The 20,537-nt window shown below is 59.6% G+C and carries 16 protein-coding genes; 9 read left to right on the top strand and 7 right to left on the bottom strand.

From position 1 onward, the window contains the following. Nucleotides 1-2 precede the first annotated feature (2 nt). The 4 genes from RE428_RS08120 to RE428_RS08105 all read left to right on the top strand — a co-directional run bounded on the left by RE428_RS08120 (nucleotide 3) and on the right by RE428_RS08105 (nucleotide 5,525). Entirely contained in the window at nucleotides 3-824 is an 822-nt protein-coding gene (locus tag RE428_RS08120; RefSeq protein WP_004581496.1) for an enoyl-CoA hydratase/isomerase family protein, read from the top strand. A gap of 10 nt (nucleotides 825-834) precedes the next feature. Next, nucleotides 835-2,808, top strand: a complete 1,974-nt coding sequence (locus RE428_RS08115) for an acetyl/propionyl/methylcrotonyl-CoA carboxylase subunit alpha (protein WP_004581495.1) — start codon at nucleotides 835-837, stop codon at nucleotides 2,806-2,808. Next, nucleotides 2,805-3,629, top strand: coding sequence for an SDR family oxidoreductase (locus RE428_RS08110; RefSeq protein ID WP_004581494.1), 825 nt, complete (start codon nucleotides 2,805-2,807; stop codon nucleotides 3,627-3,629). Before RE428_RS08115 ends, RE428_RS08110 begins: the two co-directional genes overlap by 4 nt. Nucleotides 3,630-3,692: 63 nt before the next feature. Then, nucleotides 3,693-5,525 carry a long-chain-acyl-CoA synthetase gene (locus RE428_RS08105; RefSeq protein WP_004581493.1) on the top strand — a complete coding sequence of 611 codons (1,833 nt, stop codon included), beginning with the start codon at nucleotides 3,693-3,695 and terminating at the stop codon, nucleotides 5,523-5,525. Between the two features lie 763 nt (nucleotides 5,526-6,288). Here the strand turns inward: RE428_RS08105 and RE428_RS08100 are convergent. Next, complete coding sequence (locus RE428_RS08100; RefSeq protein WP_004581492.1) at nucleotides 6,289-7,266, bottom strand: NADPH:quinone oxidoreductase family protein; 978 nt, start codon at nucleotides 7,264-7,266, stop codon at nucleotides 6,289-6,291. A 163-nt stretch (nucleotides 7,267-7,429) separates the two neighbouring features. Here RE428_RS08100 and RE428_RS08095 point away from each other — a divergent pair, with 163 nt between their 5' ends. Next, nucleotides 7,430-8,029: a DUF2238 domain-containing protein gene (locus RE428_RS08095; RefSeq protein ID WP_004581491.1), complete on the top strand. Its 600-nt coding sequence runs from the start codon at nucleotides 7,430-7,432 to the stop codon at nucleotides 8,027-8,029. Here the strand turns inward: RE428_RS08095 and RE428_RS08090 are convergent. Continuing rightward, nucleotides 8,026-8,586, bottom strand: a complete 561-nt coding sequence (locus RE428_RS08090; protein ID WP_004581490.1) for a BLUF domain-containing protein — start codon at nucleotides 8,584-8,586, stop codon at nucleotides 8,026-8,028. The genes RE428_RS08095 and RE428_RS08090 overlap by 4 nt on opposite strands. Nucleotides 8,587-8,940: 354 nt before the next feature. Between RE428_RS08090 and RE428_RS08085 the strand changes: the two genes are divergently transcribed. The 4 genes from RE428_RS08085 to RE428_RS08070 all read left to right on the top strand — a co-directional run bounded on the left by RE428_RS08085 (nucleotide 8,941) and on the right by RE428_RS08070 (nucleotide 13,032). Continuing rightward, complete coding sequence (locus tag RE428_RS08085; protein WP_004581489.1) at nucleotides 8,941-10,236, top strand: NCS2 family permease; 1,296 nt, start codon at nucleotides 8,941-8,943, stop codon at nucleotides 10,234-10,236. 48 nt (nucleotides 10,237-10,284) lie between these two features. Then, nucleotides 10,285-10,827 carry an adenine phosphoribosyltransferase gene (locus RE428_RS08080; protein ID WP_004581488.1) on the top strand — a complete coding sequence of 181 codons (543 nt, stop codon included), beginning with the start codon at nucleotides 10,285-10,287 and terminating at the stop codon, nucleotides 10,825-10,827. Nucleotides 10,828-10,890: 63 nt separating this feature from the next. After that, entirely contained in the window at nucleotides 10,891-11,556 is a 666-nt protein-coding gene (locus RE428_RS08075; RefSeq protein ID WP_004581487.1) for a fumarylacetoacetate hydrolase family protein, read from the top strand. Nucleotides 11,557-11,721: 165 nt separating this feature from the next. Further along, complete coding sequence (locus tag RE428_RS08070; RefSeq protein ID WP_004581486.1) at nucleotides 11,722-13,032, top strand: ABC1 kinase family protein; 1,311 nt, start codon at nucleotides 11,722-11,724, stop codon at nucleotides 13,030-13,032. Between the two features lie 100 nt (nucleotides 13,033-13,132). Here the strand turns inward: RE428_RS08070 and RE428_RS08065 are convergent, their stop codons facing one another. The 5 genes from RE428_RS08065 to ligD all read right to left on the bottom strand — a co-directional run bounded on the left by RE428_RS08065 (nucleotide 13,133) and on the right by ligD (nucleotide 20,282). Further along, nucleotides 13,133-15,223 (bottom strand): catalase, encoded by a 2,091-nt coding sequence (locus RE428_RS08065; protein ID WP_004581485.1) that lies wholly within the window; start codon nucleotides 15,221-15,223, stop codon nucleotides 13,133-13,135. A gap of 368 nt (nucleotides 15,224-15,591) precedes the next feature. Beyond that, nucleotides 15,592-16,710, bottom strand: a complete 1,119-nt coding sequence (gene ku, locus RE428_RS08060; protein WP_004581484.1) for a non-homologous end joining protein Ku — start codon at nucleotides 16,708-16,710, stop codon at nucleotides 15,592-15,594. After that, nucleotides 16,700-17,476, bottom strand: coding sequence for a non-homologous end joining protein Ku (gene ku, locus RE428_RS08055; protein WP_004581483.1), 777 nt, complete (start codon nucleotides 17,474-17,476; stop codon nucleotides 16,700-16,702). The genes ku (RE428_RS08060) and ku (RE428_RS08055) overlap by 11 nt, the downstream gene beginning before the upstream one ends. Next, nucleotides 17,476-17,727 carry a hypothetical protein gene (locus RE428_RS08050; protein ID WP_004581482.1) on the bottom strand — a complete coding sequence of 84 codons (252 nt, stop codon included), beginning with the start codon at nucleotides 17,725-17,727 and terminating at the stop codon, nucleotides 17,476-17,478. The genes ku (RE428_RS08055) and RE428_RS08050 overlap by 1 nt, the downstream gene beginning before the upstream one ends. Further along, nucleotides 17,724-20,282 carry a DNA ligase D gene (gene ligD, locus RE428_RS08045; RefSeq protein ID WP_004581481.1) on the bottom strand — a complete coding sequence of 853 codons (2,559 nt, stop codon included), beginning with the start codon at nucleotides 20,280-20,282 and terminating at the stop codon, nucleotides 17,724-17,726. Before ligD ends, RE428_RS08050 begins: the two co-directional genes overlap by 4 nt. Between the last annotated feature and the right edge of the window lie 255 nt (nucleotides 20,283-20,537).

Below are 20,537 nucleotides of genomic sequence, written 5' to 3'. Positions count from 1 at the left end.
CAATGAGCACGCTGCCTGACTGCCAGACGCTTTCCCTGCGCCAGTATGGCGCCATCCTGCACCTCACCCTCGACCGGCCCGAGAGCCGCAATGCGATGAGCCTGGATATGGTGCGGGAGATGTCGACGGTGTTCGATCAGATCGCGGCCGATTGCACCATTCGCGCCATAATTCTACGCGGCGCCGGCGGGCACTTCTGTGCAGGAGGCGATATCCGCGATATGGCGGCGGCCCGTTCCCAGAAGCCCGGGGCCGGCAAAGATCCTTTCCGCGACCTGAATCGCGCATTCGGTCGCCTGATCCAGCAGGTCAACGAAGCACCGCAAGTGGTCATTGCGGTACTCGAAGGCGCCGTGATGGGCGGCGGTTTTGGTCTTGCCTGCGTCAGTGATCTGGCTATTGCCGCAGAAAACGCCCGCTTTGCCATGCCGGAAACCAGCCTAGGCATTATTCCCGCGCAAATCGCGCCTTTCGTGGTGGAACGCATCGGCCTGACCCAGGCTCGCCGCCTGGCACTGCTCGGCCTGAAGATCGACGGTGCCGAGGCCCAACGGCTGGGTATCGTGCATCAGGTGGTGGAGAATGAAAGCGCCCTGGCCGCCGCGACTGACGCGGCCATAGACCAGCTTATTCGCTGTGCACCGCAAGCGACCGCCGCTACCAAGGCGCTGCTGCATCAAGCCGGCACGGTGCCCATGAGCGATTTGCTGGACGAAGCAGCCCAGCAGTTCGCTGAAACCGTGCGCGGCGAGGAGGGGGCGGAGGGCACCCTGGCGTTCATGCAGAAACGCCCACCGGCCTGGGCCGCCAAAAACGACACATAGGACGACGGGCATGCTCAACAAGATTCTGATTGCCAACCGGGGCGAGATCGCAGTCCGCATCATGCGCACAGCCCACGCCCTGGGCTATCGCACTGTGGCGGTATACAGCGATGCCGATAAAGATGCCTTGCATGTCCATACCGCCGAAGAAGCCGTCTGTATCGGGCCTGCTACGGTCAACGCCTCCTACCTGAACATCGAAGCTATCCTCGAGGCGGCCAAACGCACAGGCGCGGATGCCATCCACCCCGGCTATGGCTTCCTGTCGGAAAACGCCGCCTTTGCAAGCACCTGCGTCGATGCCGGGCTGGTCTTTATCGGGCCACCTGCCGAGGCCATCGAGCTGATGGGCAGCAAGCGAAGATCGAAGATCGCTATGCAGGAAGCGGGGGTGCCCGTTGTACCCGGCTTTGAGCAGGCCAATGCTTCCGACGAAGCATTGCAGGACGCCGCGGAAAAAATGGGCTTTCCGGCGATGATCAAGGCCTCCGCAGGCGGCGGTGGCCGCGGCATGCGGCTCGTCCGTGAGGCCGCCCAGCTACCAGACCAGATCCAGCGTGCCCGCTCGGAAGCGAAGAATGCCTTCGGCGACGATGAGCTGATCCTTGAGAAGGCGGTCATCGAGCCTCGCCATATCGAGGTTCAGGTCTTTGCTGACCGTCACGGTAACGTGATCCACCTGGGCGAGCGTGACTGTTCGATCCAGCGCCGGCACCAGAAGGTGGTAGAGGAGGCCCCTTCTCCATTCATGACGCCGGCGTTGAGGGAAGCCATGGGCGACGCCGCGGTCAAGGCGGCCAAGGCCTGCGACTACGTTGGCGCGGGCACTGTCGAATTCCTCGTGGACAAAGACCGCAACTTCTATTTCCTGGAGATGAACACCCGACTGCAAGTCGAGCACCCGGTGACTGAGCTGGTAACGGGACAGGACCTGGTCCAATGGCAGATCCGCGTGGCCGAAGGCGAAACGCTCCCCCTGACCCAGGATGATATCCGGTTGACCGGTCATGCCGTGGAAGTGCGGCTCTACGCCGAGGATCCCGCCACCGACTTTATGCCGCAGACTGGCACGCTGTTCGACTATTCACCGGCAGAATTGCCGGGGCTGCGCTACGACAGCGGCGTACGTACCGGCGATGCCATCTCGCCGTTCTACGATCCGATGCTGGCGAAAGTGATTGCCTATGGCGAGACCCGCACCGAGGCCATTCGCCGCCTGAAACGGGCCCTGGAAGATACCCGCGTATTTGGCGTGACCACCAACCGGGGTTTCCTCAGCCGGATTATGGCCCATCCATGCTTCATCGCCGGCGAGGCTACAACCGCGTTCCTCGATAATGATTTCGCCGACGATCCGTCAATGCAGACCGGTCGCGCATCACTAAAAGAGCTGGGGTTGGCAGCTCTGCTGCTCAGTTACGACGACGTCTCCACCAGCCGCTGGAGCAATAGCCTGCCAACGCCCTTGCCGCTGCGCCTGGCGGTCGACGATCAATATCACGACGTTCGCTTATTATGGGACCGGCAAAGACTCACGATTGCCGACGGTGACTCGTCCGCTACGCTTGAGGTGACCTCGCTGGGGGAGCACGAGCTGGACTATATAGACAACGGCGTTCGTCAGCGTTGCCAATATCAGCGTTGTGGCGATCGCCTATATTTGCAGCAGCTCAGCCGGGCTTTTTGTGTTCGGGACGTAACCCATGCTCCGGTTTCAATGCTGGACGGCGGAGCCTCAGACCGCGTATTGGCCTCCATGGACGGCGCTATTATCGATGTGCGTGCCGAGCCGGGTCAGAACGTGCAACGGGGTGATACGCTGGTAGTGCTGGAAGCCATGAAGATGGAACACCCGCTGGTTGCCGAGCGTGACGGCATCGTCGAAACGGTCCATGTCACCACAGGCACTCAGGTCAAACGTCGGCAGTTGCTGGTTGCGCTATCCGGCGAGGAAACACCATCCAATGAAGGAGCATCGGCATGAGCATGAAGGACAAAACCGTATTCATTACAGGCGCCAGCCGCGGCATCGGCCGGGCCATCGCCCTGGCCTGCGGCCGGGAAGGCGCCAACGTGGTGATCGCTGCAAAATCGGATGAACCACATCCCAAGCTGCCCGGCACGATTCACTCAGTCGCCGAGGAAGTCGAAGAGGCCGGGGGCAAAGCCCTGGCACTGGTACTGGATGTGCGTGACGAGAGGATGGTCAAGGAAAAGGTCGACCAGGCGGGCGAGCATTTCGGTGGTATCGATGCTCTGATCAACAACGCAGGGGCGATCCGTTTACAGGGCGTGGAGAAACTGCCGGTCAAACGTTACGACCTGATGCACCAGGTCAATGCCCGCGCGGTTTTCACCTGTTCCCAGGCTGCCCTGCCCTGGCTCAAGCAGTCCGAGCGGGCGCATATCCTGAGTTTGTCGCCGCCGCTGAATATCGAGCCTAAGTGGTTCGCCCAATACGGGGCCTACACCACCACAAAATACGGCATGTCGATGCTGACGTTGGGCATGGCGGAGGAATTCAGGAACTACGGGGTCGCCGTAAACTCGCTCTGGCCCAAGACACTGATCGCCACGGCCGCTATTGAGTACGAAGTCGGCGGACCCGAAATGATGGCCCAAGGTCGTAAGCCGGAAATCATGGCCGACGCGGCGACCACCATACTGGGCCACAGCCACGAAACCCTGACCGGCAAGCTGCTGATCGATGAAGATGTATTGCGGGAGGCCGGTGTGACGGATTTCGAGGGCTACCGCTATTCGGCCGGGGACAAACCGCTGTTGCCGGATCTGTTTCTAGACTAGAGCTCCAGGCGTGCTGTGATCTGGAGTCGGGAAAAACCTCACCACAAGACACTGGACTGCAGCATGACCCAAGACACCATTTCTGTTCGCGACATAGCCCGCCAGTTGCCCGGCGTCATGCGCCGGGTCCCGGCCATCGCCAAGGGCCTGTACTACTATTCCATCAAGGACGACCGCAAGGAACTGACCCTAGGCACCCTGATCGAACGCAATGCCCAGAAATACGGGTCCCGCCCGGCGGTGATGTACGACGACCGCCGGCTCACTTACACCGAATTCAACGCCTGGGCCAATCGCATCGCCCATTACCTCCGCGCCCAGGGCCTGAAGAAGGGCGACAGCATCGCCATCCTGCTGGAGAACCGCCCGGAGCTGCTGGCCATGGTCGCCGGCGCCGCCAAGATCGGTGTGGCCTGCGCGATGCTCAATACTTCACAGAAAGGCAAGGTGCTGGAGCACAGCATCAACCTGATCGCGCCCCAACTGATCGTTGTCGGCGAGGAGCTGCTGGAGAGTTTCGAAGGCGTACGCGACCACGTTGCCTTCGGTCATTCTTCGCCCTACCACTTCCTGCCGGATACGGACTCCATCCATGATTTCGGTGAGACGCCGAAGGGCTACATCAATCTGGCGCAGAAACTCAGCGGCTATCGCGGAGATAACCCCACCGTCAAGAATGGCCCGCGCCTCGGTGACACCGCCGTCTACATTTACACCTCCGGCACGACGGGCCTGCCCAAAGCGGCGTGCGGCTCCCACCGCAAGTTCATCAAGGCATACGGCGGCTTTGGCCTGATGACGTTGAACATGGGGCCCAACGACGTGCTCTATTCCACGTTGCCGCTTTACCACGCCACCGCGTTGCTGGTGTGTTGGGGCTCGGTGCTTTCCGGGGGTTCCGCCATCGCCCTGCGGCGCAGGTTTTCTGCGAGCGAATTCTGGAACGACGTACGCCGCTACGGCGCCACGACATTCGGCTATGTGGGCGAGCTGTGCCGCTACCTGCTCAACCAGCCTCCCAGCCCCGACGACCGGAACCACGGCCTGACCAAAATGATCGGCAATGGCCTGCGCCCGTCCATCTGGCGGCCGTTCAAGGAGCGCTTCGGTATCGAGACCGTGGCCGAGCTCTACGCTTCCAGCGAGGGCAATATCGGCTTCAGCAACTTCTTCAATATGGAGAACACCGTCGGCTTCACCACAGCGCCGTATGCGCTGGTGAAGTATCACGAAGGCACCCGGGACCCGATCCGCGACAGCAAGGGCCGCATGGAGAAGGTCAAGCAAGGCGAGCCTGGCCTGCTTTTGGGTGAAATCACCGCCAAGTGGGCTTTCGAAGGCTACACCCAGAAAGACGCCACGGAGAACTCGATCCTGCGGGACGCCTTCAAGAAAGGCGACGCCTGGTTCAATACCGGCGACGTGCTGAAGGAAATCGGCTGGCGCCACCTCCAGTTCGTGGACCGCATGGGCGACACCTTCCGCTGGAAGGGCGAGAACGTCTCCACCACCGAAGTTGAAAACATCATCGACGAATCCGGCCTGGTCGAGGAAGCCATCGTCTATGGCGTGGAGATCCCCGGCACCAACGGAAAAGCCGGCATGGTGACCCTTGTGCCGCAACAGGGCAAAGTCGACGACTTCGACGTACAGGCACTCTTCCGCTACCTGCAGGAGAACCTGCCGCCCTATGCCATTCCAGTCTTTGTAAGGGTGACGTCAGCTATCGAGAAAACCGGGACCTTCAAGTACAAGAAGGTGGATCTGAAGAAGGCGGGCTTTTCGTTGGATCGGGACGGTGAGGCCGTTTATGCCTGGCTGCCCAAGACCCAGGAATATACGCGCTTGGATGCGGGACTGGCTGGGCAGATTGAAAACGGCGAAATCAATTTCTGACCCCGAGCCGGGCGACCGCACGAGCATGTAGCGGACGCTTCAGCTTCCGAGCAGGCCGCAGGCCTGCCGATATATCCCCGGGGCCCTGGCGGGCCCTCCGAAGCTGAAGCGTCGGCTACATTTCTAAAGCTAGTGGCCGACGACTTGAGGCGATGATCAGGTTGAAAACGGCAAGATTAATTTCTGACACCTAAACCGGATCGATCGCACGAGTATGTAGCGGACGCTTCAGCTTCCGAGCAGGCCGCAGGCCTGCCGATATGTCCTGAGGCCCTGGCGGGCCCTCCGAAGCTGAAGCATCGGCTACATTTCTAAAGCTAATGGCCAACCCCACTATACGAGGTTGGGACTCGAGGCGGTGATCAGGTTGAAAACGACGAGATCAATCTCTGACACCTGAACCGGATTGATCGCACGAGCATGTAGCGGACGCTTCAGCTTCCGAGCAGGCCGCAGGCCTGCCGATATCCCCCCGGGGCCCTGGCGGGCCCTCCGAAGCTGAAACTTCGGCTACATTTCTGGAGCTAACGGCGAACCCCACTATACGAGGTCGAACTCAAGGCGGTGATCAGGTTGAAAACGACGAGATCAATCTCTGACACCTGAACCGGATTGATCGCACGAGCATGTAGCGGACGCTTCAGCTTCCGAGCAGGCCGCAGGCCTGCCGATATTCCCGGGGCCCTGGCGGGCCCTCCGAAGCTGAAGCGTCGGCTACATTTCTGGAGCTAGTCATCGGTCCAATGAGGTGGACTCACCCCATTCAGCCGACTTTCAGAACAACCTTACCCGTCGCGGTGCGCCCGGTCAGGGCGTTCAAGGCACCCACATAATCCTCGAACGCAAAGGTCTCGCTGATCTTCGGCTTGATCTTGCCCTCACCGTAGAGCTTCAGAAGGTCCTTCATGTTCTGGGCGCTGACCTCGGGTTCCATGCGGGTGAAGTTGCCCCAGAATACGCCGATCAATGCACAACCCTTGAGCAGGGTCAGATTGGCGGGCACCTTGGGAATGTCGCCGGCAGCAAAGCCAATGACCAAATGACGTCCGTTCCAGGCCATTGCACGCAGAGCCTGTTCGGTGAAATCACCACCGACCGGATCATAGATGACGTCCACGCCCTTGTTATTGGTCATCTTCTTGAGCGTGTCCTTGAGCGGCTCTTCGGCGTAGTTGAGCAACTCGTCCGCACCAGCCTGCCTGGCCACTTCCAGCTTCTCGGCGCTGCTGGCCGCGGCAATAACATGCGCGCCCATGGCCTTGCCCAACTCTACCGTCGCAAGTCCTACACCACCGCTGGCGCCCAATACCAGCAGGGTTTCCCCCGGCTGGATGTTCGCCCGCTGTTTGAGCGCGTGATAAGACGTGCCGTAAACCATGGTAAAGGCGGCGGCTTCCTCGTCGCTCATGCCATCAGGTACCGGCAGCAGGTTGGCCTCAGCCGCCACGATCTCCTCGGCGAAGGCACCGAAGCCGGTCAAGCCCATGACCCGGTCACCCGGCTTGAAACGGGTGACCTTCTCGCCCACTTCCAGCACTTCGCCAGCCATCTCGCCGCCCGGTGAAAACGGCATGGTGGGCTTGAGCTGATACTTGCCTTCGATAATCAGCGTATCCGGGAAATTCAGGCCAGCGGCCTTGACGCGAACCTTGACGCCGCTGCCTTTGGCTTCCGGAGACTTTACATCTTCGATAACCAGGCTTTCAGCCGGGCCGTATTCCTTGCAGAGAATCGCGCGCATTAAGGACCTCTCCTATTGGTTTTATTCGTCGGTGAGCTATGGCATTTGATACCGCAGATGAAAGGCCTCAAGCTAATGCGATTACAAAAATGAGGCAAATCAATATCAGTTATTCTTCTCCATAAACAACATTCATAGCTTCATTACAAGGGAATCAACGACAATGACTTACGCCTGGGTCGGCGCTTTTGCCGCTGTTCTGATCTGGTCCGCCATCGACCCTTTCGATCCCCTGACCTGGGTGCTGGAAGTCATGCCTGCCGTGCTTGGTTTCGTGGCCCTGGCAATCACCCGCAGCCGTTTCCCGCTGACACCGCTACTTTATGTGCTGATCCTGATTCACAGCATCATCCTGATCGTCGGTGGCCACTACACCTATGCGGAAGTGCCCCTGTTCGATTGGCTGGGTGAGGTCTTCGGCTGGGAGCGCAACAACTACGATAAGTTGGGGCATTTCGCCCAGGGCTTCGTGCCGGTCATGATCGCGCGGGAAATCGTGGTTCGCCTGGAGGTAATCAACGGTAAACGCTGGACGAACTTCTTTGTCGTGTGCTTCGCACTGGCCCTGAGTGCGTTCTACGAACTTATTGAGTGGTGGGTGGCGTTGGCCAGTGGCCAGGAGGCCGAAGCCTTCCTGGGAACCCAGGGGTACGTTTGGGATACCCAATCCGACATGCTCTGGTGCCTGGGTGGCGCCATTGTCGCCCTGCTCTCGCTGTCCCGGTGGCACAACCGCCAAATGAAACGCCTTGAGGCCTCCTAGACAAGAAACCAGCTCGCCGCGATAGCGACCACGACGATAACGACGGCTACGGCAACCAACCCCGCACGCGCCATTCCTGCGGGAGCGCTGTCGGCAGCCAGGCTTTTGGCAGCCCCCATCGTCGGCGCACGGTCTGATTCCCTGCGCATCAGATGTACCATCGCCCGGGTCGTTGCGGCATCGAAAGCAAACGGATCGAAGCTCTCCAGACCACGCTGGTTGAGGAAGGATGTGACCGACGTCTCAAGGGGCACATACTTCATGGACCAGTCCTCGAAGGCGTAATCATCGATCGGCTCCTCAAGCAGGAGGGTGACCTTGCGATGGCGATCATCATCGCGGATGCGGTTGTAGAGGTCGTGGACCTTGCCAGATTCGCCCTCGAGACACTGGAAGAAGTGGCCGTCACCGTAATAGAGCCCGCCCACCAGGCCGAGGGTCGGATTATTGCGGCGAGATGCCATCAGGATACGGCCGACATGAGGCTCGATACCCTGTTCGTCGGGCTGTTCGGCGAACGTTGCTTCGCTGGCGTATACCAGTCTGATCAGTCCCATTCCTTTGCTCCTTCGCTCAGGTGGCGATCTGATTGCCCCTACCGGGAAGAGTATAGGGCGTCGGAAAGTCGCTATCTCGAAAGGGCGCGGGACTGTTGCCCGTCGACCATCGCAATTCGTTACGTATGAGCTACGGGCAAGGATTCACGGGATGTCCGGCTTTTACATTTTTTTATCTCCAGGCGGGAAAGAATGAGTTGGCGCGGTGCACAAAAGCGTTAAAAGCTGCAATAGCCACCCGCTTTGCCGGGTCTTTTCTTGGCCTCAGCCCGCGTGGCCGTTAAGATTTGCACCTCATTTTGAGTATAAGAATTCCCAAACCTGAATTTGCTTTCACTCATTTAAGGCAGACCCATGCTCGACAAATTCTTCAAACTCCAGGCCAACGGCACGGATGTGCGCCGGGAGGTCATCGCAGGCATCACCACATTCCTCACGATGGCCTACATCATCGTGGTCAACCCCAGCATCCTGTCGGCTACGGGCATGGATTTTGGCGCGGTCTTCGTAGCGACCTGTCTTGCCGCGACCATCGGCACCCTGATCATGGGACTATGGGCGAACTATCCGATTGCGTTGGCGCCGGGGATGGGTCTCAACGCCTTCTTCGCCTTCACGGTCGTCGGCAGCATGGGTTACAGCTGGCAGGTGGCGCTTGGCGCCGTCTTCCTGTCCGGCCTGATTTTCTTCCTGCTCAGCATCTTCAAGGTGCGCGAGTGGATCATCAACAGCATCCCCTTGTCCCTGCGCTTCGGCATTTCCGCAGGTATTGGTTTCTTCCTGGCGCTGATCGCCTTTAAGAATGCCGGCATCGTTGTCGATCATCCGGCAACGTTGGTAGGTTTGGGTGAAGTAAAGGCAGCCGAAGCCCTGCTCTTTTTTGGCGGTTTTGCCTTGATCTGTGCGCTGTCCTACCGACAGATTACTGGGGCGGTGATGATCGGTATCATCGCCGTTACCGTGATCGCCATGATGTTGGGCCTGGTGAAGTACGAAGGCTTCGTTTCCGCTCCGCCCAGCCTGGCTCCTACCTTCCTGCAACTGGACATCGCCGGCGCACTGAACGTCGGCATGATCAGCATCGTCTTCGCGTTCCTGTTCGTCGACCTGTTCGACACGTCCGGCACCCTGATTGGTGCCGCTCAACGCGGCGGCCTGCTGGACAAGGACGGTAAGCTGCCGCGCCTGGGCAAGGCGCTCATGTCGGATTCCGTGGCCACCATGTCCGGTGCGGCACTCGGCACCTCCACGACGACCAGTTATATCGAGTCCACCGCCGGGATCTCCGCCGGCGGCCGGACCGGGCTAACGGCGGTTGTGGTCGCTATCCTGTTCCTGGCATGTCTGCTGCTGTCGCCGATTGCCAGCATCATCCCGGCCTATGCTACGGCGCCGGCTCTACTCTACGTCGCGGTGCTGATGACCAGCGGCCTGAAACTGATCGACTGGGATGACGTCACGGACGCCGCACCCGCCGTGGTGACCGCGTTAATGATGCCGCTGACGTTCTCCATTGCCAACGGTATCGCGCTGGGCTTCATCACCTATGCGGTGCTCAAGGCGCTGAGCGGCCGGTGGTCCCACCTGAACGCCAGCGTGGTAATCATTGCCATCATCTTCATCCTCAAATTCATCTTCCTGAGCGAATAAACCGGGTGGCGCAGGCTAGCCTGCGCCACCCGACCGAGGCCTGACCCCATGGACTACTTTTCCGAAAGCATCAAGAAAGCCATCCGCACCGTGCCCGACTGGCCCAAGCCGGGTGTACAGTTTCGCGACATCACCACGGTCCTGCAGGACCGCACGGCCTTTCGCAAGCTGATCGATGCCTTTGTACACCGTTACCACGGTCACGAAATCGATGCCGTCGCCGCCGTCGATGCCCGCGGCTTCATTATTGGCTCCGCCCTCGCTTACGAGCTGAATGCCAGCCTGGTGCTGGTGCGCAAGAAAGGCAAACTGCCGTTTGACACGCTGGTGGAAGATTATCAACTCGAGTACGGCACGGCGTCCGTCGAACTCCACAAGGATGCGTTCAAGCCCGGAGACAAGGTCGTGCTGGTGGATGACCTGATTGCCACCGGCGGCACGATGCTAGCCGCTTCACGCTTGATCCGGCGTATTGGCGCCGAGATACTGGAAGTCGCCGCCATGATCGATCTGCCGGACCTGGGCGGGTCACAGAAGCTGCGGGACGAGGGTCTGCAGGTCTACACGGTCTGTCAGTTCGAAGGCGATTGATTCCGTTCGCCAGCAGTGGCAAGGTTTGACCAAGACCTCTTCTCTCCAGGGACGACGCGTACCATGCACGGCTACCAGCACTTCTGGCACACCGGTAATCCGATAGAACTGCCACTCGGCAAGATTGTGTGCGTGGGTCGCAATTATGCGGCTCACGCCAGGGAACTGGATAATCCTGTCCCCGATACGCCACTACTGTTCATGAAGCCGGCCACGGCGGCAAAGGTTATGGAAGAACCCATCCGCCTGCCCCAGGGCCGCGGTGAAGTCCATTTCGAGACCGAGCTGGCCATTCTGATCGACAAACCGCTCACCGATGCTTACGAGGACGAGGTACGGGAAGCCATCATTGGTTATGGCCTCGCCCTGGACCTGACCCTGCGCGACGTCCAAAGCCAGCTCAAGGCCGACGGGCACCCGTGGGAACGGGCCAAGGCCTTCGATGGCGCCTGCCCGCTCTCGCCCTTCGTACCGGCGAAGGCGATCCACCTCGACGAAGCGATTACCTTTGCACTGGACATTGACGACCACCGTCAGCAGAACGGGTCTTCCTGGGATATGCTGCTCCCCATCGTTCCGCTGATCGCTCATATCAGCGAGCATTTCACGCTGACGCCCGGCGACGTCATCCTAACGGGAACGCCCGAGGGCGTGGGAGCCCTCGTTCCCGGGCAGAAACTGTCCCTGCAGTTGAACGAACAGCTGTTGATCGAAACCCGGGTGATCTGACAAAGGGCCACCTCTTCACGACCGATGCAAAGTCGGCTCCTTCGGGACGGGATGGGCCACGGGTTAAACTCTCTTCAGTTAAGGCATCGAGCAGTAAACCCGAGCCCCGTCGTCTCCGTACAAACGGTCTGACAACATCATCACGTACACACTCCGGGATAACGCATGGCCAAAAAACCGGTCACCACACGCAAGGGCCGTTTCTTCAAGTTAGCTGGCATGACCGCTTCGGTTGCGGGCCAGTATGCGGGCCAGAGGGCGCGCCGCTTCCTGGGGCGTGAGGAGGACGAAGCCGCCCGCAGCGAAAACTATACCCGCATGGCCGGTCAGATCGCCGACACCCTGGGCGAGCTCAAGGGAGCGGTGATGAAGGTGGGGCAAATCGCCTCCCAGACCCAGGATTTCCTGCCCAAGGAATTCTCCGACGCGCTGCAAAAGCTGCAGAAAGAAGCCCCGCCCATGCCGTTCGATGTGATCGTCGAGCAGGTCGAGCGGGAGTTGGGCAAGCCGTTGGGAGAAGCCTTCGAGTACCTGCAAGAGAAGCCCTACGCCGCAGCCTCCATCGGCCAGGTACATCGCGCACGGCTGCATTCAGGCGAGGATGTGATCGTCAAGGTGCAGTACCCCGGCGTCGACGAATCCTGCGATTCAGACCTGCGCCAGCTAAGGACTGCCCTGAAGCTTGGCGGTCTGCTGAAAATGCCAAAGGAGAGCGTGGACCAGCTCTTCGGCGAGATCCGCGAGCGTTTACATGAGGAGCTGGACTACGAGAACGAAGCACGGAACATCAAGCTGTTCCGCGATTTCCACAAGGACGATGAGAACGTCCTGATCCCCGGCGTTATCGACAGCCATTCCGGCCGCCGCGTGTTGACGCTGGAGCTGGTGGAGGGCGACCACATCAGTCAGGTCACCCCGGAGCACTACGACCAGGATACCGTCAACGCTATCGGCACCCGGATCTTCGCCACCATGGCGGACCAATTATTCCGCTTCCACTGCATTCATGGCGATCCCCATGCCGGTAATTTTGCTTTCCGACCGGACGGCACGCTGATCATGTACGACTTCGGCTGCGTCAAGAAGCTCAAGCCGGAGATCGTCGAAGCCTACCGCAAGGCGCTGATCGCCGCCCTGGACGAGGACTACGAAGCCCTCGACCGCCACCTGATCGACCTCGGGGCCCGGGTGGAAAGCCAGCCCGCGGTGGACGAGGCCTACTACGCCATGTGGAGGGATATCCTGATTAAGCCCTTCAGCACCGACGCGCCCTATAATTTCGCTGAATCCGAGATCCACAAGCACGTCGCCGCCAAGACCACGACTGTGTTCAAGTACCTGGACTACTTCAAGCCGCCGGTGGAGAGCATCTTTATCGACCGTCTGATCGCCGGCCATTACTGGATGATGAAGCGGCTGGGCGTGCATGCGGCTTTTGGGCCGGAGCTGCAACGTTACCTTAATCATTCTGGCTAGTCGCGAACCATCCTGGCTAGCCGCAGCATACGTTGAAGAAGGGGCGGAAACGGCGCCTAAGGGGCGCCGATCCGCTTGAACCACTCATCCGAACCGCTGATCAGAACTGATCCACGGCCGGTTCACGCTCCCAATAGCGAAGCTTCCGACAGGCCTCGATGAAGGTCTTGGCCGATGCCGGATCGTCGACCGGAATGCAGCCTTTATCCAGCATCTGGTCGAGGCCGGCGCTGGCGAAGAGCTTGTTGGCCTGCGATACGTAACCGATGAATTTGCAGTGCGAAAACGCATCGTTGACGAAGTCTCGGGCTGTAGCATCTTTGGCCAACATATCTATTTCATCATCCGATGGGACCACGACCACAGCGTCGAAGAGCACCGATGGCCCCCCATCCAGCTTCTCATCCGCCGGAATATGGCGCCCAACGCTGTCCTTGATACCGCCTATAGTTGGAGTGACCACTTTCATCTCGGCGCCTTCATCCTCGATGGCCTGTTTCATGCCGTCGATGATCCCGGAATCTGCACCATTGGTCAGTAACAGCCCGACCTTGCGGCCCTTGAAGCTATCCGGACCGTTCAGCAGGATGCTGAGCTTAGGCGATTCCTTGAGGTCCTGCCGGGTGGGCATGGCCGCCTCCGCTGCCTCAGGCATTTCCGCCAGACCAAGTCCCTTTGCAACCTCGTTGGCCAGGTCGTCATCGATATTGAGCAGGTGCGACACCATCCGTTCGCGGATATCGAGCCGCTCACACTTGCTCAGCTCGAAGACAAAGGCGTTGGCGATGTGACGCTGCTCAATCTGGGTCTGGCTCTTATAGAACTGCCGGGCCTGACTGTAGTGGTCAGAAAAGGTCTCGGACCGTACACGCTGCTTGTCGCCTTCGACGTGGGAGGGATAGGTGTTGAAACCCTTTTCCGGATTTTCCCGTGGGCCGCCACCGTCGCCCCAACTGTTGGGCTCATAGTTCGAGCGCCCAATCGGATTCTGCATGGCCATATGGCCGTCCTGCTGGAAGTGATGCATCGGGCACTTGGGGGCATTGATGGGGATTTGCGTAAAGTTGGGTCCGCCCAACCGTTTGAGCTGGGTGTCCAGGTAGGAAAAATTCCGTCCCTGCAGCAGCGGATCGTCCGAATGGTCGATACCAGGCACGATATTCTGGGTACAGAAAGCAACCTGCTCGGTCTCGGCGAAGAAGTTATCCACCATCCGGTTGAGCACCAGTTTGCCTACCTTGCGCACGGGCACTTCTTCTTCGGGAATAATCTTGGTGGCGTCCAGCACGTCGAAATCAAACTTCTCTGCAAACTCTTCGTCGAAGACCTGCAGCCCCAGTTCCCATTCCGGATAGTCCCCGCTCTGGATCGCATGCCAGAGATCCCGGCGATGGTAGTCGGGATCAGCGCCATTAATCTTCAATGCCTCGTTCCAGACGACGGATTGCAACCCCTGCTTGGGTTTCCAGTGGAACTTCACGAATTTCATTTCGCCCTGGGCATTGACCAGACGGAAGCTGTGCACACCGAAACCTTCCATGAATCGGAAAGAGCGGGGAATCGCGCGGTCAGACATGATCCACATGAGCATGTGCATGCTTTCCGGCATCAGCGTGGAGAAGTCCCAGAAGTTGTCGTGAGCGGTCTGGGCCTGGGGAAACGCGCGGTCCGGCTCCTGCTTTGCCGCGTGCACCAAATCTGGGAACTTCATAGCGTCCTGAATGAAGAACACGGGAATGTTATTTGCCACCAGGTCCCAGTTACCTTCTTTGGTGTAGAACTTGGTAGCAAAACCCCGTACGTCCCGGGCCAGGTCGAACGAGCCCTTGTTGCCTGCCACAGTAGAGAAGCGGGTAAATACGGGGGTCTGTTCTCCGGGGCGCTGGAAGAGGTCCGCCGAGGTAATGTCGGACAGGCACTCATAGTTCTCGAAATAGCCATGTGCCCCGTAGCCCCGGGCATGCACGACACGCTCCGGAATGCGCTCGTGGTCGAAGTGGAAGATCTTCTCACGCATCACGTGATCTTCCATGAGGGTTGGGCCCCGCGCCCCGGCCCTGAGGGAATTCTGGTCGTCAGCGACCGGACAGCCCTGCTGGGTAGTCAGGGTATGCTGATCCCCGGTCTCTTCCTGGTGGTATTCGCCGCCTTTTCCCGCGCGGCCATCTTTGTAGGTGAACCTTTCGGCCATTTCAGTCACTCCTTTTGACTCAGGTTTTGTGATGCACGCCAGACGGGCTTCGAGACAGGCAATGCCCCATAAAGGGCTTGCGACGCCTCGTGCGCACGGCACGGGATTGATGACAAGATTCACACCGGGCTTACCGGCGCAAAGGCGCTCGGCAGCGGAGACTTCGAGATGTCAGCAGCCAATCCGTCGTCTGGCTGATTCTCGTTTTAAGGGACATCTAGAGCATGCCTGCATTGCTCTGCAGGCGCCGCACAGTATGTGCGGATGCCGGCTTTACTGGCCGGCGGGGCCCCGCGGGGCCGGAAATACGCAGCTGAAAGCCGCGATACTGCACTTGCGTCTTACGTCGAACGCGTGTACCGCGCCTCCTAGCTGGCTTTCTGCAACGCGTCGACGAGTTCCTGCTTGGACATGTGGCTGCGCCCTGAAATCGACTGGTCCTGGGCGCGCTGGTAGAGCTCATTACGGGAAAGCGCCTCTAGTTCCTTCTGCCGGGATTTGCCCGACCGGCTCTTGTTGGCTGTCTTCTGTCCACTATTCCTGTTTTCACTACCCTTCTTTTCACTACCGTTAGCTTTGCGTGACCCACGTCCTTTGGATTGTGCTCGCTTTTCCGCGGATGAAGCGCCCGGATCCTTGCCCTGCAGGCGCTGCTTGAGCACCTGCATCAGGTCCACGACCTGGCCTTCCTCCTCAGGGGTATCCTCAACTTCCTCTGGCAACTGGACCACGTCTTCTCCCGCAGAAAGTTTCTTGTCGATACGCTTGAAGATGCGCTCGGTCTCACGGTCCCGTAGCAGATCTTGGTCGAGCGTCTTGGTCGACAGGGACTTCATGGCCCGGGTCATCTGGCTGACCTGCTTGCGGTCTGCCTTTTCCAACTCAGGCAATCCGATATCCGCCGGCGACCGGATCTCATCCTGGAAGCGGAGGGTCTCGGCGCGCAAGAGGCCTTTCTCCGAAATGATCGCGATAATGTATTCCTTGCCCCGCATGACGAATGTCGCCACGCCAGCCCGCTTCTTCTGGGCCATGCTGCGGGCCAGCAGCCGGTAAGGCTTGGTGGCGCCGGAGTTGGGCGTGAGGTAGTAGCCTCGCTCGAAATAGACCGGGTTGATGTCATCCAGCGGCACGAATCGGCGCAGGTCGATTTCCCGACTCTTCTCCGGCGCCACGGCCTCAAGGTCTTCGTCGTGGATGATGACGAACTTGTCTTTCTCGATCGGGTAACCCCGCACCAGATCTTCGTTCTCCAGAACCCGATGCTCCTTCTCACAGAAATAGCGCCGACGCAGGGGCATACCGTCCTGATCCACCATATGTAAAGATAGCGGTCGGCCACGGTTAGCCGGGAACAGGCTGACCGGCAGGCTCACCAGGCCAAAAGAGATCACCCCCGACCAGAAGGGACTCGGCTGGAAAGGCTGCGCGTTGTCTTCCTGTTCCTCTTTCCCGGCCTTCTGATTAGACGCCCGTTTAGCTGCCATCCTTCATCCTCTTCAGGCTTGCCTCCAGGGCGCCGGAAAGATCTTCCGAGGCTTTCTCCCGCTTGGCCGGCGGGCGCTTGACCTTACCGCCCTTGCGCTTCTTCTCGATCATTTCGAGTACCCGTTCCCGGTACTCGTTCGGGTAGTCTTCCGGCGTAAAGGAAGCATCGAGCATGCCGATAAGCTCTTGGGCCATGTCCAGTTCCCGGCCATCCAGTGCCTTGCCGCCCGGTGCCTTGAGCTCATCGGCCGAGATCACCCGATCGGCATAGCGCAGGGTCATCAGCATCGGATAGCCTTCGTAAAGACGCAGTGCCCCGACATACTCCTTTTTGCGCATCACCCAACGCGCCAAGCCCTCCTGATCCGCACTCTCCAGTGCTTCCGTAAGTGCAAAATACGCTGTTTCGTCGCCATCAGGCCCCAGGTAGTAGGGTCGGTCATACCATCGATGGTCGATCACGCGCGGCGGATAGAAACGCAGCACTTCGATGTCCCGGGACGGTTCCGGCTGCAGATCGTCCAGCTCCGAAGGTTTGAACAGTACCTCCTCGCCCTCGCCGGTGCGGTAGGCCCGCAGCATCTCATCCCGGGAAATCACATCTTCAGTCTCAGGATTGATCATGGTTTGCTTGACCGGCTGGTGATCCTTGCTGTGCAGCAGACGGAAATGAACCGTGCGGTCGGCCACCGCAGAATAGAGCTTGACCGGCACGGCAATGCTCTTGAAGCGCACAACACCTTTCCAGATCGCACGGGCTGCCATCAGCGGCCCTCTGCCTTGCCTGCTTCGCTTCCATCCGGGTCGCTCCCCTGCTCCGCTGCACATTCCGGACAAAGCAGATCATCGGACTCCACCGTCTCCGCCACGCAGATGTGGCAGACCGGACGATCACAGGCCATACAGTAGGCCAGCGCCTCGGCATGCCAGGAGCCCGAGCAGAACGGGCAGTACTCGCCGCCAGGCGAGAGCCACCAGTGGTCGTCGGGCGGGCGTTGATCGGCGTTATCTGTCACGTGCCTGCCTCCAGTTTTTCCAGGGTTTCGACAGTGATCCTGCGGCGGGCGACCTCGAAGTCGGCCCAGGGGTCCCGGTCCAGGGAGCTCAGGCGCCGGGGCAAATTGGCCACGGTATAGCGGTTACCCCGCCCTACTCGCGCCACCTCATCCCAGCGCAAGGGGGTAGCGACCGGTGCGCCGTCCCGTGCCCGCACTGAATATGAGGCAATGCTGGTTGCACCCCGCCCGTTGCGCAGGTAATCGAGGAAAATCCGGCCCTTTCGACGGCTCTTGGACATATTGGTCGTCATCAGTTTGGGCTGTTCCTGTACCAGGATTCTTGAAACAAAACGGGCAAATTGTTTGATAGTGTCCCAGTCCGCCTCCGGCTCAACCGGCACGACGATATGGAGGCCCTTGCCGCCGGTAATACGCGGGAATCCGGTCAGACCCGCGTTGTCCAGAATCTCGTTCAGTCGACGGGCAACGGACACAATCACCCGCCACTCAAGCGAAGGATCAGGGTCGAAATCGAAAGTGAGTGTATCCGGCCTTTCCACGTTCTCGACGCGGCTGCCCCAGGGGTGCAACTCGATCACACCGAACTGGGCGAGGTAGACCAGGTCCTGTGCTGAATCCAGGTACACCAAATTCTTGTCTGCGCCCGAGTTACCGGAAATGCTGACCTGCTCCAGCCGACCCGACAGCGTGCGCCCCGGACTCTTCTGGAAGAAGCATTCCCCCGCCCTACCTTCAGGACAACGCACCATAGCCAAAGGCCGATGGGCTGAGTGAGGGAGGAGCCAGTCCGCAACTGACGCGTAGTATCGGGCGAGATCCAGCTTGGTCAGGCCGTTCTCGGGAAACAGTAACCGGTCGGGATGCGTTATTCGTACACCGGCAACTCGAGGATCTTTACTGCGGGCCGTCCGCTTATCAGGTGGGCGCGGAGCCTGCTGCTGTTCGGTATCGGCGCCGGTCTCACGCTCGTCATCGACCCTGACTTCGTCAGCAGTCTTGTCTTCCCTGAGTCCCCGAAATACAGGCTGGCGCAATACCCCCCGGGGCGAACGCTGGGCAAAGGCAACGTCTACTACCAACTCGGGCTGAACCCAGCGGGCCCCCTTGCTATCCGGTACGGCATCCACAAATGGGCTATCGTCGGCGTGTGTCCGCTGAAATTGTTTTTCGAACCAACGCAGCTGTCTTGAAGAGAAACCGGCACCGACGCGCCCCTGGTACTCAAGCCCACGTTCACCATGGGCCCCCAGTAACAATGAGCCAAATCCGCTGCGGCTTCCCGAAGGCGGCATGTACCCACCAACCACGAACTCATCCTGCTGGATACACTTGGTCTTGATCCAGCTGGCATCACGGCCGGAACGATACGGACCGTCAGCACGCTTTGAAATCACGCCTTCCAGCCCCATTTCACTGACTTCGCCCAGAAAGGCCGGCCCGTATCCCCGAATATGGTCGGAATAACGCACAGGCTCGTTTGTCGCATCGGGCCGCGCATCAAGCACCGTCTTGAGCGCTTCCTTCCTGTCCGTTAGCGGTGTACGGACCAAATCGTAGCCATCCAAGTGCAACAGATCGAACACCTGATACACCAAGCCGGCCTCGTTAACCGTATCGCCACGGCCACCGACGCGCGCCTGCAACTTGCGGAAACTGGTGGAGCCATCGTTTTCGAATACCACGATCTCACCGTCTACCAGAGCCGATTTCGCAGGCAACCGCTGCAGGGCTGTGACCAGCGAGGGGAAGCGGTGGGTCCAGTCGTGGCCATTACGGGTCATCAGCCTGACTTCACCCTGCTCAAGGTACGCAAGCAGGCGATAACCATCGAACTTGATTTCGTGCAGCCAGGCTTCACCGCTCGGCGGCTCCGACTTGAGTACCGCCAGCTGCGGACGCACGTTTGGTAAGGTAGCGGTTTTCCGAGCCTTGGGCAGATCCGCTGCATCTAACGGTGACGCTGTCTCGGCGCTCGACCAGACCCGATTTCGGTCCCTGGCGATCTCATCCATCGTACGGCCGGATACCACACTCAGGTCGTCAGGCTCCAAGCGGCGGTGGGTGCGATCCCGGCGTTTGATCATCAGCCACTGCCGGTGATCTTCGCGCGTCTTACCATCCTTCGAGCCACCCTTCGTCCGGACCAGGGACCAGCGGCCTTCGAGCTTGGTTCCGCGCAGTTCGATGTCGATCCGGTCATCGCCGGTCTTTCCGTGCCGTATCCAGGCGCCGGTATCCCAGAGCATCACCGTGCCGCCGCCGTATTCCTTACGGGGTATAACCCCCTCGAAATCGCCATACTCAAGGGGGTGGTCTTCGACTTCCACCGCCAGCCGTCTCTCTCCGGGGACAAGGCTGGGCCCTTTCGGTAAGGCCCAGCTACGCAGCACCCCGTCTTGCTCAAGACGCAGATCGAAATGGTCGTGGCTCGCGGCATGCTTATGCATGACGTACCGGGCCTGACCCTGGCGTAGGGATAGCTCGTTGCCCCGGGGCTCGGGGGTCCGTTGAAAATTACGCTTATCCCGATAGGTCTTGAGGGTCTCGGCCATCCTGGAGCCTCTCCGATTCTGATCCTTGCAGTACCACCTGTTGACCTTAGCTTGATACAGGGCGTCGACGACTGACAAAAACCTGGATTAAGCTCGGACACGATTGTGGCGATGGAGGCAACGACATTTCAGGGGCTTAGGCACGCCATGAAGGACATTAAATTACCGTCACCCCAAAAGCGCGCCTCTGCTAATCCAGTTAATTGGCCTGCTCCGCACAACGGCGGTAGTCTCATATCAGTCGTTGAAAAAGAA

Source organism: Marinobacter nanhaiticus D15-8W (genome assembly GCF_036511935.1).
Taxonomy (GTDB): Bacteria; Pseudomonadota; Gammaproteobacteria; order Pseudomonadales; family Oleiphilaceae; genus Marinobacter_A; species Marinobacter_A nanhaiticus.
This window is presented reverse-complemented; position numbering and strand designations above follow the sequence as displayed.

What these genes read in the sequence shown, in the direction of transcription:
- RE428_RS08120 (WP_004581496.1), top strand. Translation starts at nt 3, where the DNA reads ATGAGCACGCTGCCTGACTGCCAGACGCTTTCCCTGCGCCAGTATGGC.
- RE428_RS08115 (WP_004581495.1), top strand. Translation starts at nt 835, where the DNA reads ATGCTCAACAAGATTCTGATTGCCAACCGGGGCGAGATCGCAGTCCGC.
- RE428_RS08110 (WP_004581494.1), top strand. Translation starts at nt 2,805, where the DNA reads ATGAGCATGAAGGACAAAACCGTATTCATTACAGGCGCCAGCCGCGGC.
- RE428_RS08105 (WP_004581493.1), top strand. Translation starts at nt 3,693, where the DNA reads ATGACCCAAGACACCATTTCTGTTCGCGACATAGCCCGCCAGTTGCCC.
- RE428_RS08100 (WP_004581492.1), bottom strand. Translation starts at nt 7,266, where the DNA reads ATGCGCGCGATTCTCTGCAAGGAATACGGCCCGGCTGAAAGCCTGGTT.
- RE428_RS08095 (WP_004581491.1), top strand. Translation starts at nt 7,430, where the DNA reads ATGACTTACGCCTGGGTCGGCGCTTTTGCCGCTGTTCTGATCTGGTCC.
- RE428_RS08090 (WP_004581490.1), bottom strand. Translation starts at nt 8,586, where the DNA reads ATGGGACTGATCAGACTGGTATACGCCAGCGAAGCAACGTTCGCCGAA.
- RE428_RS08085 (WP_004581489.1), top strand. Translation starts at nt 8,941, where the DNA reads ATGCTCGACAAATTCTTCAAACTCCAGGCCAACGGCACGGATGTGCGC.
- RE428_RS08080 (WP_004581488.1), top strand. Translation starts at nt 10,285, where the DNA reads ATGGACTACTTTTCCGAAAGCATCAAGAAAGCCATCCGCACCGTGCCC.
- RE428_RS08075 (WP_004581487.1), top strand. Translation starts at nt 10,891, where the DNA reads ATGCACGGCTACCAGCACTTCTGGCACACCGGTAATCCGATAGAACTG.
- RE428_RS08070 (WP_004581486.1), top strand. Translation starts at nt 11,722, where the DNA reads ATGGCCAAAAAACCGGTCACCACACGCAAGGGCCGTTTCTTCAAGTTA.
- RE428_RS08065 (WP_004581485.1), bottom strand. Translation starts at nt 15,223, where the DNA reads ATGGCCGAAAGGTTCACCTACAAAGATGGCCGCGCGGGAAAAGGCGGC.
- ku (WP_004581484.1), bottom strand. Translation starts at nt 16,710, where the DNA reads ATGGCAGCTAAACGGGCGTCTAATCAGAAGGCCGGGAAAGAGGAACAG.
- ku (WP_004581483.1), bottom strand. Translation starts at nt 17,476, where the DNA reads ATGGCAGCCCGTGCGATCTGGAAAGGTGTTGTGCGCTTCAAGAGCATT.
- ligD (WP_004581481.1), bottom strand. Translation starts at nt 20,282, where the DNA reads ATGGCCGAGACCCTCAAGACCTATCGGGATAAGCGTAATTTTCAACGG.